Raw genomic sequence first — 16971 nt, forward strand, 5'->3', positions numbered from 1 at the left:
CCCTCTCCCCATAGGGAGAGGGCTTTTGAGCCTTACCGCCCAAGCAGCACCCTGGCCTGACCAGCGATCTGCGCCAGCATCGCCGCGCTCGGCGCCGGCGCGCGCCGCGCGCGCTGCACCAGCGCGGCGAATTGCTCGACCCGCGGCTTGTTCGCGCGCAGCCAGCGATCGACCGCCGCCTGCGGATCGGCACCGCCCGATCGGCCGATGAAATCGAGCCGCAATTGCTGGAAATCGCGCGCCAGCCCCGCGATCAGCAGCCGCTCCCACGGATCGCCCGAGCTGACGCGCGCGGCATTGGCCTGCGCCCAATCGAGCCCCAGCGCGCGCCCCAAATGGGTGAAGGCGCGCGTCAGCACCGCTTCCTCGATCCCGAGGCGTGCGCTCAGGTCGGCCAGACCGACCGCACCGTCCATCTCGAAGATCCGCACCACCTTGCGCACCAGCGGCTTGGGTGCGCCGACGCCCTCGAGCCGACCGGCGATCCGGCTGCTCTGCGCACTCGCCTCGTCGAGCAGCAATTCGCGCGTCTTCTTGTCGAGATCGGCGATGCCGGGCTTCAGCCGCGCGACCAGATCGGCGGGGCTGGTGCCGCTCGGCGCAGTGCGCAGCAGATCGGCCATCTGCGATCGCACCGCCACGGCGACCTCCTCGAGCAGCGCGAGCCGCGCCGCCTCGGGCATCGCGGCGGTCTCGATCTCGGCCCATAGCCCCGGCAGCCCGAACAGCTGTTCGGCGGCGACGAAGGTCGCGGCGATGTCGGCCATCGCCGCGCCCTCTTCCTCGGCGAGCTCGAAAGGGTGGAGCACGCCCAGCCGGTTGACGATGCGGTTGGCCAATTTGGTCGCGACGATCTCGCCGCGCAGCCGATGCTCGCGGATCGCAGTCGCGAACTTGCGGCGCATCTGCGACGGGAAGGCGGCGACCAGATCGGGCTCGGTCGCTGCATCGGTCGCGAGCGCAGATTGCTCGATCGCTTCCTGTAGCGCCAGCTTGGCGGTGGCGAGCAGCACCGCGAGCTCGGGCCGCGTGAGCCCGCGCCCTTCCTGGGCGACGCGCAACAGGTCTTCGTTGCTGCCAAGGCCCTCTACCACGCGGTCGAGCTTGCCCGATGCCTCGAGGATCTCGATCAGCCGCAAATAGCTCGGCACCGTCACCGGGCCGTCGGCTTCCATGAACGACAGCGCCAGCGTCTGCAGGCGGTTGTCCTCGAGCACCAAATGCGCGACCTCGTCGGTCATCGACACCAGCAGATCGTCGCGCTTGGCGAGCTTGAGCCGGCCTTCGGTCACTTCGCGGTTGAGCGCGATCTTGATGTTGACCTCGTTGTCCGAACAATCGACGCCCGCCGAATTGTCGATGAAGTCGGTGTTGATCCGCCCGCCCTTGGCCGAAAACGCGATCCGCGCCGCCTGGGTGACGCCCAGATTGGCGCCTTCGCCGATCGCCCGCGCGCGCAGCTGCTCGGCATTGACGCGGGTCCGGTCGTTGGCGGGATCGCCGACATCGGTGTGGCTCTCGTGCGCCGCCTTCACATAAGTGCCGATGCCGCCGAACCAGATCAGGTCGGCGGGCGCCTTGAGGATCGCCTGGATAAGCGTCGTCGGATCGAGCGCCTCGTCCTCGACGCCCAGCATCTCGCGCACCTGCTTCGACAGCTTGATGCTCTTTTCCGAGCGCGCGAACACCCCGCCGCCCTTCGAGATCAGCTTGGGATCGTAATCGGCCCAGCTCGACCGCGGCAGCGCGAACAGCCGCGCGCGCTCGTCCCACGATGCCGCGGCATCGGGGGCGGGGTCGAGGAAGATGTGGCGATGGTCGAACGCCGCCTGCAGCCGGATCGTCTTCGACAGCAACATGCCGTTGCCGAATACGTCGCCCGACATGTCGCCACAGCCGACGACGCTGATCGGATCGGCCTGCACGTCGACGCCCATCTCGGCGAAGTGCCGCTGGACCGAAACCCACGCGCCCTTGGCGGTGATCCCCATCGCCTTGTGGTCATAGCCCTTCGACCCGCCGCTGGCGAAGGCGTCGCCCAGCCAGAAGCCGCGCTCCTGCGCCAGCGCGTTGGCGACGTCGCTGAAGGTCGCGGTGCCCTTGTCGGCGGCGACGACGAAATAGGGGTCTTCGCCGTCATGGATGACGACGCCCTCTGGATGCACTACCGCGCCCTCGACGATATTGTCGGTGATCGACAGCAGCGAACGGATGAAGATGCGATAGCTTTCGGTGCCCTCGGCCAGCCAGGCGTCGCGGTTCGCGGGCGACGGCAGTTGCTTGGGATAGAAGCCGCCCTTGGCGCCGGTCGGCACGATCACCGCGTTCTTGACGCGCTGCGCCTTCATCAGTCCCAGCACTTCGGTGCGGAAATCGTCGCGCCGGTCGGACCAGCGAAGCCCACCGCGCGCGACCGGGCCCGCGCGCAGATGGATGCCCTCGACGCGCGGGCTGTAGACGAAGATCTCGCGCCACGGCAGCGGTTGCGGCAGCCCGGGCACCAGCGCGCTGTCGAGCTTGAACGCCAGCGCCTCGTTGGCGGCGGGCGCCCAGGCGTTGGTGCGAAGCGTCGCCATCACCACGCCGCGATAGGTGCGCAGGATACGATCGTCGTCGATCGCCGATACCTGGTCGAGCCCCGCGTCGATCGCCGCGGTCGCCTTCTCGATCGCGGCGTCGGCACCCTTGCGCGCAGACGGGTCGTGCGCCGCGGCGAAGCGCGCGATCAGCGCGCGCGTCACCTTGGGCGCGCGGTGCAGCGCGTCGACGACGGTCGCCAGGCCATAAGGCAGCCCGGTCTGGCGCAGATAGCGGAACCAGGCGCGCAGCAGCACCACCGATTGCGGCGCCATTCCGCTCTCGACGATCAGCCGGTTGAAACAGTCGTTCTCGGCGCGGTTCTCGAGCACCGCGCGGATCGCCGCCTCGACCACCGGGGCATCGAGATTGCGCTCGGCATCGGGCGCGCGCGGGATCTGGACCAGGAAGTCGTGGATCACCGGCGAGCTGTCGTCGATCAGGTCGGTCGGCACTTCCTCGATCACGCGGAAGCCGAAATTCTCGAGCACCGGCACCGCATCGGACAGCGGTAGCGCGCCGCCGGTGCGATAGATCTTGATGCGGAAGACATTGTCGTCGAGTTGCTCGTCGGCGATGATCCGCACCTGCCGGGCGTCGTGGTCGGCAAGCTCGGCCAGCCGCAGCACGTCCTGGGCCGCCTGCTCGGCGGTCGTCATGTTGCGGTAATTTGCCGGGAAGGTAGCGGCGTAGCGCAGCGCCAGCCGGGTCGCGCGCGTCGGCGCCACTTCGGTCAGCGCCGCTTCGACTGCGGCGTTCCAGCCGCGCATCATCCGCACCAGCCGCGCATCGAGCGCCGCGACATCGGGCATCCGCCCGTCGCCGCGCAAATCGAGCGTGTAGCGGATCAGCGCGATCTCGCCATCGTCCACGCTGATCGTCCAGTTGAGGAGGCTGGCGTTCGCGGCATCGGTCAGCATCGTGCCGATCGCGGTGCGCCGGGCAGTCGACAGCTCGTCGCGCGGCAGCCAGACGAAGCCGAACAGGTGGCGACCAAGCGTGCTTCTGACCAGCACCAGCTTGGGGCGCGGGCGATCGGCGACCGACATCGAGGTGAGCGTGAGCTGCTCGAGCGCCTCGACGGGGAAGGCGGTGGTCAGGTCGTGCGGCAGCGCGGTGAGCGCATGCTCCATCGCCTTGCCGGTATGCCCGCGCGGATCGAAGCCGAACCGGTCGACCAGGCTGCGCAGGTTCGTACGCAGCCGCGGCACCTCGTTGGCGCTCGCATGCAGCGCGGCGCTGGTCCACAGCCCCGCATGGATCGACAGGCCGACCACCTGGTCGGCCTCGCGCACCGGCAGCAGCACCAGGTCGAGCGGCACGCGGCGATGCACCGTCGCGATGCAGTTCGACTTGAGCAACAAGGGCGCCGCGCCGCCGCGCTCGAACCATTCGATCGCCAGCAGCCGCGAAGCCTGCGCCAGCAACGGGACGTCGAACTGCTGCGAAGCGATGCCTAGCGGCGTGGTCGCGCGGCCGTCGCGATACCAGGTCTCGTGCCCAAGCAGCGTCATCTTGCCCGACAGGAACCAGCGCAACAGCGCCGCGCCTTCGTCGTCGGCGGTCTGGTCGGCATCGGCGGCGATCGCCGCCTGCAGCGCGGGCCAGTCGTTCACCGCCTGGCGGACATGGCGCAGGTTGCGCTCGAGCTCGGCCATCAGTTCGCGGCGCGGCTTGGCGTCGATCCGGTCGGTCTCGATATAGATCATCGATTCGCGCGCGCCCGCTGCGTCGATCTTGTCGAGCGTGCCGTCCTCGGTGCGGACGACCGGCAGCACGGGGTGGATGATCCGCTCGATCGGAATGTCGTGCGCGGCGATCGTCGCGGCGATCGAATCGACCAGGAAGGGCATGTCGTCGTTGACGATCGCCAGCCGCATTCGGCGAAGCTCGCCGCGGTTGAAGGTCTCGATCGCGATCGTCGGGGTGCCGGGCGGCCGCTCGCTCGCGGTCTCGACGACGAAGCGCACCGCATCGGCGCGGTCGGCAGCGCCGAAGCCTTCGAGTTCTCCTGGGAGCGCGTGTTCGAACAGTCGCGCGTCGATCGCCTTGGTCAGCGATTTGCTTGCTTGCTTCAACATGGGCCTGCGTATGCGCCCCGTTTCCGCGCCACTCAAGCGTTGTGGCAGCCCCGACCTGCTCGGCAGGGCCGGAAATCAGCCGCCGGTGCTGCGGATCGCCTTTTGCGTAAGCCCAGCCGAATCGTCGATCCGCGCGACGACGTCGAGCATCCCGTCGCTGCCCGCGCGTGCGAGCAGCAGCACGAACTCGTCGTCACCCGCGGCGATCGCCACCTGCGCGATCGGCGCACGCGTCCGCAGCGTGGCGGCTGCCTTGTCGAGCGTGTCGGGCTTGGCCGCCGGCCGCCGCGCCGCGCGTTCGGCGGCGACCAGTCCCTTGATGCCCCCCGCCGCTCCCGCGAGGAACGCAGCGAAGTCGGCGGGTGCGACATCGTTGCGCCGCGCATGCATCAGCACGCAGGCGAATTCGGTCAGCCGCGTCTTGTCATATTCCATGCCGAGCACGAGCTTGATCACCGGCGTCATCGGCGCGCGCGCCTGCGGCTTCAGTCCCCAATCCTCGAGCAGGTCGGCATAGCCCTCGGGGTCCTTGTCGGCGGCCGCGGCAAAGGCATAGGCGTGGTTGAGCGTGCGATACAGCGCCGCGCGCGATCGATTGCTCGATACCCGCAATTCCTCGGCGCAGGCGCGCGCATGCGCCAGATAGTCGCTGAGCTCTGCGTCGGCGTCGAGATCGCCGTCGAGATCGGGGTCGTCATGCTTGGCCGGCGGCTCCTGCGCCGCCGGCTCGAACCCGCCGCTCGGTCCATCGGCCCAGGCGGGGGCGGAGGCGGGCGCACGCGGCGTCTCGCGGCGCGCGGCGTCGAGCTCGGCGTTCAACTGCTCCTGCGTCTCGGCGTCGACCAGTTCCTTCCAGTTGATCACGCCATAGATGAAATCGATCGTGTCGTCGTCGGACGAGAAGGGCATCAGGATGCCGCGATACAGCGTGTTGTACCCGCGCTGGCCGACGAACTCGGCCTCGAAGCCGATCGGCGCGCGGTTGGCGATGATCTGCAGATAATGGTCGGTCAGCCGCGACAGCAGCGATCGGCTGGGTACCTGGCTGATATGCGTGATCGACGAATCGACCAGCGTCTCGTCGCGCAGCGCGCGGCCCAGATACTGGATCGCCGGATCCTCGATCCCCATCGAGAAATCGAGCAGCACGCTGTTGGGGCCGAAATCGGCGATGTTCGCGGGATCGAGATCCTCGATCGAGGGATAGGCGCGCCCGTCGAGCAGCGAGACCCAGTGATTATAGGCGCGCACATGCATCCGCCGCTCATCGGTGCCGATCTCAGGTGGCCGGTCGCTGCCGCCATCGGTTGCCGATTCGGTGACGCCATCGCCCTCGATCCGGCCCGCTCCGCTATGCGCCATGTCCATGTCGTCGTATCCCCACGCGGCCCGTTCGCAATGCCGGTTGCGCTGCTTGTGCAGCATGCGTGGTAAACGATGCGTAAAGCCGCCTGCGCGATCGCTGCGCGATCGGCGGCAACGCTTTGGCAACGCTTGTCAGCCATAACCGCGACTGCTAAGCGCCGCCAACACGACGGCCTTGGCCATCGCGCCGCCTTAGCTCAGTTGGTAGAGCATCGCATTCGTAATGCGGGGGTCACAGGTTCGAGTCCTGTAGGCGGCACCATCCCATCCAGACGGCGCATTGTCCGCCAGCCGGGATACCCCGCCATGACCGTCGTTGCTGCCTATCTCTATCGCGACGGCAAGCGCATCCGCGAGGTATCGATCGAGGAAAAGATCGACAGCCCGCGCGAAAAATCCGAATTCGTCTGGATCGGCATCGCCGACCCGACCGATGACGAGCTTCGCATCCTGCAGGATCGCTACGGCCTGCATCCGCTGGCAGTCGAGGATGCGATCAAGGCCGATCAGCTTCCCAAGGTCGATATCTACGAGGACCAGCTGTTCGTCGTCGCGCGCACCGCCAGCCTGATCGACGGCGATATCGCCTATGGCGAGACCGCGATCTTCGTCGGCCACAGCCACATCATCACCGTCCGCCACGGTTCGGCACGTGCGCACAGCGCGCTGCGCGACCAGCTCGAAGCCTCGCCGACGTTGTTGATGCACGGCGTCGACTATGTGCTGCACGCGGTGCTCGACTTCATCGTCGACGGCTATCTGCCGGTGGTCGAATCGGTTGAGGACGAGGTGCTGGCGATGGAACAGCGCACCGTCGATCATTTCCTCGAGCGCCACGAGATCAACCGCATCTTCGCGCTGCGCCGCGAACTGATCCGCTTCCAGCGCGTGCTCGGGCCGATGAGCGAAGTCGCGGGCAAGCTGGTACGGCTCGATCTGCCGTGCATCGATGCCGAGACGCGGCCCTATTTCAGCGACGTGCTCGATCATATCCGACGCGTCGCGACGATGGTCGACGGGCTGCGCGAAGTGCTGAACTCGGTGTTCGAATTCAGCAACCTGCTCGAACAGCAGCGCACCGGCGCGATCACCCGCCAGCTCGCCGCTTGGGCGGCGATCCTGGCGGTGCCGACCGCGATCGCGGGCATCTACGGCATGAACTTCGAATACATGCCCGAGCTCAAGACGCGCCACGGCTATTTCGTCGTGCTCGGGGTGATCGCGGTGATCTGCACCGCGCTGTATGTCCGCTTCAAGCGCGTGCGCTGGCTGTGAACTCGCGGCAACAGGCTTAACGCCCCCTCAACGCCTGCCGCGCTAGCGTCGCCGCGATGCGCCGCGCCGTCCCCCTTCCGATCGCCTGAGCGATGCGCGATCTCGCCTTTGTCGGGTTTCTCGCGCTGTTGCTCGGCTTCGGGCTGAAGCGGCCGTTCATCATCGTGCTCGGCTATGTCTATATCGACCTCGTCTCGCCGCAGCGGCTGTCCTATCATTTGCTGTCGAGCGTCCCGATCTCGCTGATCTTCTTCGCCGCAGCGTTGCTCGCCTGGATCGCGGTCGATCCCAAGGACGGCACGCGCTTCAGCGTGCGACAGGTGTTGATGACGTTGCTGCTCGGTTGGGCAGGGTGGACGCTCAAGGATTCGGACTTCCCGCTCGATGCCGCCGAGAAGTGGGATTGGGTGTGGAAGACGCTGGTGTTCGCGATCTTCCTGCCGCTGACCTTGCGCACCAAGTTGCGGATGGAGGCGCTGCTGATCTTCATGATCCTGGGTGCCGGATCGATCATCATCACCGGCGGGATCAAGACCCTGGGGTCGGGCGGCGGCTATGGCGTGCTCAACCTTGGCGTCACCAACAATGCCGGGCTGTACGAAGGCAGCACGATCAGCGCGGTGGCGATCGCGATGATCCCGCTGATCCTGTGGACGATGAAATACCAGACGATCTTCGCGCAGGATCGGATGGTGAAGGCCTTTGGCTGGGCGCTGATCTTCGCCTGCCTGCTGATCCCGATCGGCACCGAGGCGCGCACCGGCCTCGTCTGCATCGCGGTGCTCGCGGTGCTGCTGCTGCGCGACAGCAAGCGGCGCATTTTGTATCTGGGGCTGCTCGCGGCGGCGGGCGCGGCGGCGGTGCCGCTGCTGCCCGACAGCTTCACCAAGCGGATGGACACGATCCAGGGCTATGAGGAAGACCAGTCGGCCAATACCCGGGTAATGGTGTGGGCCTGGACCTGGGAATTCGTGAAGGAGAACCCCAGCGGCGGCGGCTTCGGCGCGTATCGCCAGAACCGGCTGATGGTCGACACCCGCGTCCCCACCGAAGCCGGCGCCGACGCGCCGGTCGAAGTGCTCAAGACCGTCGATGCCGGGCGCGCCTGGCATTCGAGCTATTTCGAGGTGCTCGGCGAGCTCGGCTGGCCGGGCTTCATCCTGTGGGCGCTGCTGAACCTCATCGGCCTGGTGCGGATGGAGATGCTGCGCTGGCGCTACGCCAAGGCGCTCCCCGAAGATCGCTGGATCTGGCAGCTCGCGGCGGCGCTGCAGGCGGCGCATGTGATCTATCTGGTCGGCTCGCTGTTCCTTAGCCTCGCGTTCCAGTCATTCTTCTACATGTGGTTCGGCCTGCAGATCGCGCTCGACAGCTACGCGGCAAGGCAGCGCAAGGCGGCGGCCAGCGTCGGCTGGCGCGCGAAGCCCGCGACTTCTTCCTAAAGCCCTCTCCCGCAAGCGGGAGAGGGTTGGGCCGCAATTCCCCCCTCCCTGCAAGGGAGGGGTCGGGGGTGGGTCGAGTGCTCGACTACGGCCAGCCTAATCTCTCGGGGACGACAGTATCCCCCGGACCACACCCACCCCCAACCCCTCCCTTGCAGGGAGGGGCGTTAATTCAAATCACCACCATGTCGCTGCCATAATGGTGCCACGCGAAGATCGCCGCCGCCCCACGATACGGGCGCCACGCCTCGGCCACCTCGCGCGTCACCGGCTCGCTCGGCCGGGCTTCCATCCCCAATATCCGCCCGACCTCGATCTGCACCGCCAGGTCGCCCGCGGGCCAGATGTCGGGCCGCCCCTCGGCGAACAGCAGGTAGATTTCGGCCGACCAGCGCCCGATCCCCTTCACCTTCACCAGCTGCGCGATCGCCGCCTCGTCGTCCGCCGGCAGGTTCGCCAGATCGAGTTCGCCGCTCGCCACCAGCGCGCACAGGCTGCGTGAATAGCCCATCTTCTGGCGCGAGAGACCCGCACCGCGCAGCATCTCGTCGCTCGCCGCGGCCCAGGCGGCGGTGTCGCCGGCATCGCCCCCCAGCGTCGCCTCGATCTTCTTCCACACCGAATCGGCCGCCTTGGTGCTCACCTGCTGGCCGACGATCGTGCGCAGCAGCGTCTCGTGCCCCGGTTCGCGGATGCGCGGCGCGGGATAGCCCGCGCGCGCGATCGCCGCAGCGAACGCGGGTTCGATCGCCGCGAGCGAATCGAGGTCGGCGCGCAGCCGCTCGCCGCTCAGGCCCACCCAAGGTCACCTTGCGGAGCGCACGTCGGCGCGGCATGGACGGTGCGAATCGTACAGGAGACCCCGATGCCCAAGCTGATCGTCGTGACCCGGAGTGGAGAAGAGCGCGAAGTCATGGGCGAGGTGGGCCTTTCGGTGATGGAGGTCATTCGCGACAACGGCTTCGACGAGCTGCTGGCCTTGTGCGGCGGTTGCTGTTCGTGCGCCACCTGCCACGTCCATGTCGACCCGGAATTTGTCGACAAACTCCCGCCGATCGGCCCCGACGAGAACGACCTGCTCGACAGCTCGCTCGAGCGCGACGCGCAATCGCGGCTGTCGTGCCAGCTGCAATTCACCCAGGCGCTCGACGGGATGCGCGTGCGGATCGCCGCCGAGGACTGAAGCCCCCGGACGCCGTTCATTCGTCGCGCTTGGCCCCGTCGAGCGCGGTGGCCAGGCGCGCCGCGTCGGCGGTTTCGGCGGCCTTTTGCGCCTTGGTGCGCCCGAACCGCGCGCGATTGGCGTCGGCTTCGGCGGCGCGCGCGATCTTGTCGCGCGCCTTGCGGAAGCGGTTGAGATTGGTGACTTGCGCCATCGCTTTGCTATAGCGCTGCTATGCGCGCCCGCCTATCGGGCGCCCCCACCTTTCGGAGCGAATCATGGCCGGCAGCGTCAACAAGGTAATCATCGTCGGCAATCTGGGCCGCGATCCCGAATCCAAATCCTTCTCGAACGGCGGCAAGGTGGTGAACCTGCGCATCGCCACGTCGGAGAGCTGGAAGGACAAGAATACCGGCGAGCGCAAGGAGAAGACCGAATGGCATTCGGTCGCGATCTTCAACGAAGGGCTGGCCAACGTCGCCGAGCGTTTCCTGCGCAAGGGATCGAAAGTGTATATCGAAGGCGCGCTGCAGACGCGCAAATGGCAGGACGCGCAGGGCCAGGACAAATATTCGACCGAGATCGTGCTGCAGGGCTTCAACAGCGTGCTGACGATGCTCGACGGGCCGCAAGGCGGTGGTGCCGGCGGCGGTGGCGGTGCGGGCGGTGGCAGCCGCGGCGGCGGCGACTGGGGCGGCGGCGGTGACGAGTTCGCCGGCCAGTCGTCGCGCGGCGGCGGCGGCGGCGGCGGTGGTCGCTCGAGCCCGCCTGCCAAGTCGAACAACGACTTCGGCGGCTTCCCCGACGACCTGGACGACGACGTGCCGTTCTGACGCTTTGCCCCCCTCCCTGAAAGGGAGGGGCCGGGGGTGGGTAGGGGCCTGAAGCTACGGCCTCGGCAATCGCCCCGGGCACCGTATCGCGAGCACTCCACCCACCCCCGACCCCTCCCTTCCAGGGAGGGGAGTCATCACCGCCGCAGCAAGAACACCGCGTGCTCGGCGCGGAAGTTCGCGGCGCTCGCGCTCGTCGGGCGGCCCTTCGACAGGAACCAGCTCCCCTCGACTGCGATGTCGCGCTCGCGCACGAACGACCGGAAATCGTCGATCGTGACGTGGTGGATGTTGGGCGTGGCGTACCATGCGACCGGCAGCAGCTGCGTCACCGGCATCCGCCCGCCCCACAGCAACGACGCGCGCACCCGCCAATGCGCGAAATTGGGGAACGACACGAACGCCCGCCCGCCGATCCGCAGCAGATGCTCGAGCACGCGATCGGGATGCCGCGTCGTCTGCAGCGTCTGGCTGAGGATCGCATAGTCGAAGCTGTTGTCGGGATAGTCGGCCAAATCGATATCGGCATCGCCCTGCACCACCGACAGCCCACGCTCCATTGCGGCGGCGACATTGGTCGGATCGAGCTCGAGCCCGCGCGCATCGACGCCCGCGCTATCGCGCAGCGCCGCCATCAGCGCCCCGTCGCCGCAGCCGACATCGAGCACCCGCGTGCCCGGCGCGACATTGCGCGCGATGACCGCGAGATCGGACCTTAAAGTCCCCCTCCCGCTTGCGGGAGGGGTTAGGGGTGGGGAGACAGCATGCATCGTTTAGCCATGCCCACCCCCGGCCCCTCCCGCAAGCGGGAGGGGGGAAGTCATTGCCCCGCCCGCAAGAACCCGTCGATCACCCGGTTCAGCTCGGGGCTCTCGAGCAGGAACGCGTCATGCCCGAACGGCGACGATAGTTCGACGAAGCTTGCGCGCGCGCCCGCAGCATTCAGCGCATGGACGATCGCGCGGCTGTCGCGCGTCGGATACAGCCAGTCGGTGTCGAAGCTGACGATGCAGAACCGCGCCTTGCTGTCGCGAAACGCGTTGGCGAGCACCCCGCCATGTTCCTCGGCCAGGTCGAAATAATCGAGCGCGCGGGTGATGTAGAGATAGGCGTTGGCGTCGAACCGGTCGCTGAAGGTCAGCCCCTGGTGGCGCAGATAGCTCTCGACCTGGAAGTCGGCGTCGAAGCCGAACGACTTGGCCTCGCGCGCCTGCAGCCGGCGGCCGAATTTCTCGGTCAGCCCGGCTTCGGACAGATAGGTGATGTGCGCCGCCATCCGCGCGACCGCGAGGCCCGCGGCGGGCGGCGTCGCGCCATAATACTCGCCGCCGCGCCACGCCGGATCGGCCATGATCGCCTGCCGCCCGACTTCGTGGAACGCGATATTCTGCGCCGAATGCCGCGCGGTCGAGGCGAGGACGACCGCGGCCTCGACGCGCTCGGGATAGGTCGCCGCCCACGACAGCACCTGCATCCCGCCCATCGATCCGCCGACCACCGCCTGCAGCCGCGCGACCCCCAGATGGTCGAGCAGCATCGCCTGCGCCCGCACCATGTCGCGGATGGTGATGACCGGGAAGCTCATCCCCCACGGCTTGTCCGTCGCGGGGTTGATCGTCGCCGGCCCCGACGATCCCATGCAGCTGCCCAGTACATTCGCGCAGATCACGAAATGCCGCGCTGGGTCGATCGGCTTGCCCGGCCCGATCATCCGCGTCCACCAGCCGGGCTTGCCCGTCACCGGATGGTCGCCCGCGACATGCTGGTCGCCGGTCAGCGCATGGCACACCAGGATCGCGTTGCCGCCATCGGCGGCGAGCGTGCCATAGGTCTCGTAGCCGATGTCGAGCGGCGACAGCAGCACCCCGCCGTCGAGCTTGAGCGGCCCCGGCAGGGTGACGCGGCGGTTGAGGCCAAAGCGCTGATCGAGGGCCGATTCCATCCGCAGCGCGGTAGGGCCGGGCGCTCAGTCGATCAAGCCGGCGCGAGGGCCAGCTTGCCATTCGCCTGCGCCTCGGCCATCGCCTTTTGCATGACCGCACCTATCCCCAAGCCATGGATCATGGACATCGCCCCCTATGTCCCGGGCCGATCCAAGACCGACGACGGCCGCGTCGTCGCCAAGCTTTCGTCGAACGAGAACCCGCTCGGCACCGCCCCCCAGGCGCGCGCCGCGTTCGACGCCGCGCATGGCAGCCTCGAGCGCTATCCCGATGCCGGCGCCGCCGAGCTGCGCGAAGCGATCGCCGCGTCGTGCGACCTCGACCCCGCGCGGGTCATCTACGGCACCGGCTCGGACGAAGTGCTCCACCTGGCCGCCGGTGCCTTCGCCGGGCCGGGCGATGAAGTGATCTTCGTGCGCTACGGTTTCGCGGTGTACGAGATCGCGACGCGGCGCGTGGGCGCGTTGCCGGTGATCGCCCCCGATCGCGACTATGCGACCGATGTCGACGCGATCCTCGCCGCGGTCACCGACAAGACGCGCATCGTGTTCGTCGCCAACCCCAACAACCCCACCGGCACGTTCATCGCCCGCGAGGAAATCGCGCGGCTGCATGCTGGCCTGCCCAAATGGGTGCTGCTGGTGATCGATCAGGCCTATGCCGAATATATCGACGCCGAAGACGACGATCACGGGCTCGAACTCGCCAAGACCAAGCCCAACGTGCTGGTGACGCGCACCTTCAGCAAGATCTTCGGGCTTGCCGCCGAACGCATCGGCTGGGGCTATGCCTCGGCCGAGATCATCGACGCGATGCACCGCATCCGCGCGCCCTTCAACGTCACCACCGCCGGCCAGGCCGCCGCGATCGCCGCGCTCGCCGCGACCGATTTCGTCGATGCCAGCCGCGCGCATAATGCGCAGTGGCGCGAGTGGTTCGCGGGCGAGATCGAAAAGCTCGGCAATGCCGGGCTGCGCGCGGTGCCGTCGAAGGCGAACTTCGTGCTGGTGCTGTTCGAAGGCCAGGTGACCGCCGAGCAGGCCTATCACGGCTTGATGGACCGCGGGTACATCGTGCGCTGGCTGCCGGGGCAGGGGCTGCCCAACGCGCTGCGAATCTCGATTGGCACCGCGCAGGAGACGCAGGGCGTCGCCGCGGCGCTGCGCGAGATCGTCGCGGGCTGATGCTGCCCTTCGCGCGCGTTACCGTCATCGGGCTCGGGCTGATCGGGTCGTCGGTCACCCGCGCGGTGCGCGCGCGGATGCCCACGGTGCGGCTGACCGGCTATGATGCCGATCCCTCGGTGCGCGACACCGCGCGCGCGATCGAGCTGTGCGACGACGTGACCGACACCGCGGGCGCGTCGGTGATCGATGCGGACCTGGTGGTGCTGTGCGTCCCCGTCGGCGCGATGGGCGCGGTCGCCGCCGAGCTCGCCGCCGACCTGCCCGCCGACGCGATCGTCACCGATGTCGGATCGTGCAAGGCCAGCGTGGTCGAGGCGCTCCAGGCGGCGCTGCCCGGCACGACGATCGTCCCCGCCCACCCGGTGGCGGGCACCGAGCAGAGCGGCCCCGAGGCGGGCTTCGCCACCCTCTTCAACCACCGCTGGTGCATCCTCACCCCGCCCGAGGGCACCGATCCGGTCGCGATCGAGCGGGTAGCTTCGTTCTGGCGCAATTTGGGCGCCGAGATCGAGACGATGGCCCCCGAACACCATGATCGCGTCCTCGCGGTCACCAGCCATCTGCCGCATCTGATCGCCTATACGATCGTCGGCACCGCTTCGGACCTCGAAGAAGTCACCCGGTCGGAGGTGATCAAATATTCGGCGGGCGGCTTCCGCGACTTCACCCGCATCGCCGCGTCGGACCCGACGATGTGGCGCGACGTGTTCCTGTCGAACCGCGAGGCGGTGCTCGACATGCTCCAGCGCTTTTCCGAGGACCTGTCGGCGCTCCAGCGCGCGATCCGCTGGGGCAAGGGCGATGAATTGTTCGAGCTTTTCGAACGCACCCGCGCGGTCCGCCGCTCGATCGTCGAGGAAGGCCAGGACGACGCCGCCCCCGATTTCGGCCGCTCGCACGAATAGGCAGGAGGCCCGCTCGGTCGCCGGTGCCGGCGTTGCTTCGGCGTGACTTGATTTTGAGTCCGATCAGGCGCTTGATGTTGCTCTGAATGCTTTGGCGCGATGGGGAGCTTCGAAAATGATGCGATGGTTGCTTGTCGTTGTCGGCGCCGCCCTCAGCCTCCCCGCGCACGCCCAGCTGACCGCGCCGGTGAAGAATGGCGAGACGACCATCACCGTCACCGGCACCAAGATCCGCGACGCGAAGGTCGAGATGAGCGACTGGCGAATGGCGGAGACCCCGCACGTCGTCGTGTTCAGCCAGGGCGATGAAAAGGATCTGATTCGTACCGCGCACAATCTCGAGAAGCTGCACTTCCTGTTGTCGGCGCTGACCGGGAAAGTGGATGAACCCGACGAGACGATCAAGGTCGCGGTGACGATGATCGGCGATGTGGGGACCTTCGAGCAGCTTCGATTGACCGATCTGCGCTGGCAATATGGCCCGTTCCCGCGCGCGTTCGCAAAGACGATCTATTATGATCCGCGCGACGAAGGGTCGGTGCTCGCCACCACGCAGGACGGCGTGAATTTGGTGCTTCGCCCGTCGGTCGGCCGTCCGACGAACCGCAATTGCGACGGTGGCGACGGCGGCTTTCCGCCGGTGACGCAGATCGTCGTGGCCCCGCGCGGCGAGCTGGGCGAAGTGGATGCCAACGACGCCTATATGCAAATGCCGGTGAACGAGCTCGCCTTCTGCCAGTCGGCCGAATCGCGTCTCTATGCGGGCTTCGCGCAAAACTACCTGATGACCTATTCGCCGGCGGCGTATCCGCGCTGGTTTCTGCAAGGGTTCGGCGAGATGTTCGCGACGATGGCCGCGGGCGACGACTTCGTCGAATATGGCCAGCTGCCGACCGGCTTCTTCCAGGTCATGGAGCATTTCGGCGGCTATCCGGTGTCGCACATCCTCGACGGCCGCTATCTTTCGGGCAAGGGGCGCGCTTGGACGCCCTACCATGCGTGGCGGCTGAGCCACCTCCTCTATTTCTCCGACGAGTGGAAGCCGCGGCTGCGCGAGTATCTCGACGCCTTGGCGCGCGGTGCCGACCTGCAAAGCGCCGCGCGCGCGCTGGGCGATCCCGCCGCGCTTCAGAGCGCGGTGACGAATTACCGCGGACGCAAGCTGCAGGCCGAGCGGATGACCTTCCCCGCCGAGCGGGCGCCGCCGCCGACCGTCCGCCGCCTGACCCGGGCCGAGGCGGGCCTGATCCGCGGCCGGCTCGAGCTCGGCGCGCGGATCGAGGTGCCCGACGCTGGCCCCGACCGCGAGAGGGCACTTGCCCGACGCACGGCCTGGCTCGACCGGCTGCGCGCCAATGCGCGGCAATTCCCCGACCTGATCGAACACCAATTGCTCTTGGCCGAAGCCGAATGCCGCACCGGCAATCCCGAAGCCTGTCTCGGCGCCGCCGACCGCGTGATCGCCCAGGCACCGACCGAAACCCGCGCGCTGGTCTGGAAAGGCACCGCGCTGACCCAGCTCGCCGCACGCGCGCCCCAAGCCGAACGCCGGCAGCGGCTCGAGGAGGCGAGGAGCTTCATCGTCAAGGCCAACCGGCAGGATCCCGAGAGCAGCCTGCCGCTGATCGCCTATCACGAAAGCTTCGCCACCGCCGGCGAACAAGCCCCCGATGTCGCGGTCGAGGGGCTGTACAAGATCGTGCAGTCCGCCCCCGCCGCGCCCGGCCCAAGGCTCAAGCTCGGCGAGGAGCTGGTCGCGCGCGACCTCGCCGCCGAAGCGCGCCGGACGCTGCTGCCGGTCGCCAAGGGCCCCTTCGAAACCCCCGAAAAGCCCGCCGCCGCCGCGTTGCTTCCGAAAGCGGGGGCGGGGGCCGGGGGGTAGGCGGTTGCCGTCACTCCGGCGGGCTGTCCGCAATGCGCAGAAGCCGACTCGTCGAAATTCCGTCGAGAGTGGCTAGCCGCCGCTACTCCCAGTTCGTCACCCCGGAGTTGGTCCGGGGTCCACCGGGCCGTCTCGTGCTACCGGTTTTGGTGGAAGGCGAACGGGACGCTTTCGGAAAGGCCGATGGCGATAGCCGAGACTGACCATTTTGGCGGCTTTCTCAAAAGAAATCGAGTTTCGGGAAATCTGAGTTTGATTGTTGCCCTCTGCTTCTTTTGAGATACTGCTCTAATAAGAGGGTCATGAGGCCGGGATGAAA

Annotated in this window: 13 protein-coding genes and 1 tRNA gene; 8 read left to right on the top strand and 6 right to left on the bottom strand. The window is 67.7% G+C overall.

Annotation, left to right across the window (positions count from 1 at the left end; all coding sequences use genetic code 11):
- Positions 1-32: 32 nt before the first annotated feature.
- On the bottom strand, positions 33-4658 hold the full coding sequence (locus NMP03_RS13580; protein WP_256505991.1) for an NAD-glutamate dehydrogenase: 4626 nt from the start codon (positions 4656-4658) through the stop codon (positions 33-35).
- A 75-nt stretch (positions 4659-4733) separates the two neighbouring features.
- The gene (locus NMP03_RS13585) at positions 4734-6026 is read right to left on the bottom strand and encodes a PAS domain-containing protein (protein WP_406698466.1); all 1293 of its coding nucleotides are present in this window, start codon (positions 6024-6026) and stop codon (positions 4734-4736) included.
- A gap of 183 nt (positions 6027-6209) precedes the next feature.
- Here NMP03_RS13585 and NMP03_RS13590 point away from each other — a divergent pair.
- The 3 genes from NMP03_RS13590 to NMP03_RS13600 all read left to right on the top strand — a co-directional run bounded on the left by NMP03_RS13590 (position 6210) and on the right by NMP03_RS13600 (position 8740).
- Positions 6210-6285 (top strand) — tRNA-Thr (locus NMP03_RS13590).
- Between the two features lie 44 nt (positions 6286-6329).
- The gene (gene corA / locus NMP03_RS13595) at positions 6330-7298 is read left to right on the top strand and encodes a magnesium/cobalt transporter CorA (RefSeq protein WP_256505993.1); all 969 of its coding nucleotides are present in this window, start codon (positions 6330-6332) and stop codon (positions 7296-7298) included.
- 92 nt (positions 7299-7390) lie between these two features.
- A complete protein-coding gene (locus tag NMP03_RS13600; protein WP_256505995.1) occupies positions 7391-8740 on the top strand; it encodes a DUF5935 domain-containing protein in 1350 nt (449 codons plus the stop codon).
- A gap of 172 nt (positions 8741-8912) precedes the next feature.
- Here the strand turns inward: NMP03_RS13600 and NMP03_RS13605 are convergent, their stop codons facing one another.
- Positions 8913-9539 (bottom strand): DNA-3-methyladenine glycosylase family protein, encoded by a 627-nt coding sequence (locus tag NMP03_RS13605; RefSeq protein WP_256505996.1) that lies wholly within the window; start codon positions 9537-9539, stop codon positions 8913-8915.
- Between the two features lie 66 nt (positions 9540-9605).
- Between NMP03_RS13605 and NMP03_RS13610 the strand changes: the two genes are divergently transcribed.
- Positions 9606-9923, top strand: a complete 318-nt coding sequence (locus tag NMP03_RS13610) for a 2Fe-2S iron-sulfur cluster-binding protein (protein WP_256505997.1) — start codon at positions 9606-9608, stop codon at positions 9921-9923.
- 16 nt (positions 9924-9939) lie between these two features.
- Here NMP03_RS13610 and NMP03_RS13615 read toward each other — a convergent pair whose 3' ends face one another.
- Complete coding sequence (locus NMP03_RS13615; protein WP_256505999.1) at positions 9940-10116, bottom strand: DUF4169 family protein; 177 nt, start codon at positions 10114-10116, stop codon at positions 9940-9942.
- Positions 10117-10180: 64 nt separating this feature from the next.
- On the opposite strand from NMP03_RS13615, the gene ssb reads away from it, so the two are divergent.
- Complete coding sequence (gene ssb / locus NMP03_RS13620; protein WP_256506000.1) at positions 10181-10735, top strand: single-stranded DNA-binding protein; 555 nt, start codon at positions 10181-10183, stop codon at positions 10733-10735.
- 137 nt (positions 10736-10872) lie between these two features.
- Here ssb and metW read toward each other — a convergent pair whose 3' ends face one another.
- Together metW and metX are read right to left on the bottom strand one after the other, a co-directional pair.
- The gene (gene metW / locus NMP03_RS13625; protein WP_256506002.1) at positions 10873-11505 is read right to left on the bottom strand and encodes a methionine biosynthesis protein MetW; all 633 of its coding nucleotides are present in this window, start codon (positions 11503-11505) and stop codon (positions 10873-10875) included.
- 50 nt (positions 11506-11555) lie between these two features.
- Positions 11556-12677 (bottom strand): homoserine O-acetyltransferase MetX, encoded by a 1122-nt coding sequence (gene metX, locus NMP03_RS13630; protein ID WP_256506003.1) that lies wholly within the window; start codon positions 12675-12677, stop codon positions 11556-11558.
- 90 nt (positions 12678-12767) lie between these two features.
- Between metX and hisC the strand changes: the two genes are divergently transcribed.
- The 3 genes from hisC to NMP03_RS13645 all read left to right on the top strand — a co-directional run bounded on the left by hisC (position 12768) and on the right by NMP03_RS13645 (position 16652).
- Positions 12768-13862, top strand: a complete 1095-nt coding sequence (gene hisC / locus NMP03_RS13635; protein ID WP_256506004.1) for a histidinol-phosphate transaminase — start codon at positions 12768-12770, stop codon at positions 13860-13862.
- Positions 13862-14770: a prephenate/arogenate dehydrogenase family protein gene (locus NMP03_RS13640; RefSeq protein ID WP_256506006.1), complete on the top strand. Its 909-nt coding sequence runs from the start codon at positions 13862-13864 to the stop codon at positions 14768-14770. The genes hisC and NMP03_RS13640 overlap by 1 nt, the downstream gene beginning before the upstream one ends.
- A 115-nt stretch (positions 14771-14885) precedes the next feature.
- Entirely contained in the window at positions 14886-16652 is a 1767-nt protein-coding gene (locus NMP03_RS13645) for a tetratricopeptide repeat protein (RefSeq protein ID WP_256506007.1), read from the top strand.
- Positions 16653-16971: the final 319 nt, after the last annotated feature.

This window comes from Sphingomonas qomolangmaensis (assembly GCF_024496245.1).
GTDB lineage: Bacteria > Pseudomonadota > Alphaproteobacteria > Sphingomonadales > Sphingomonadaceae > Sphingomonas > Sphingomonas qomolangmaensis.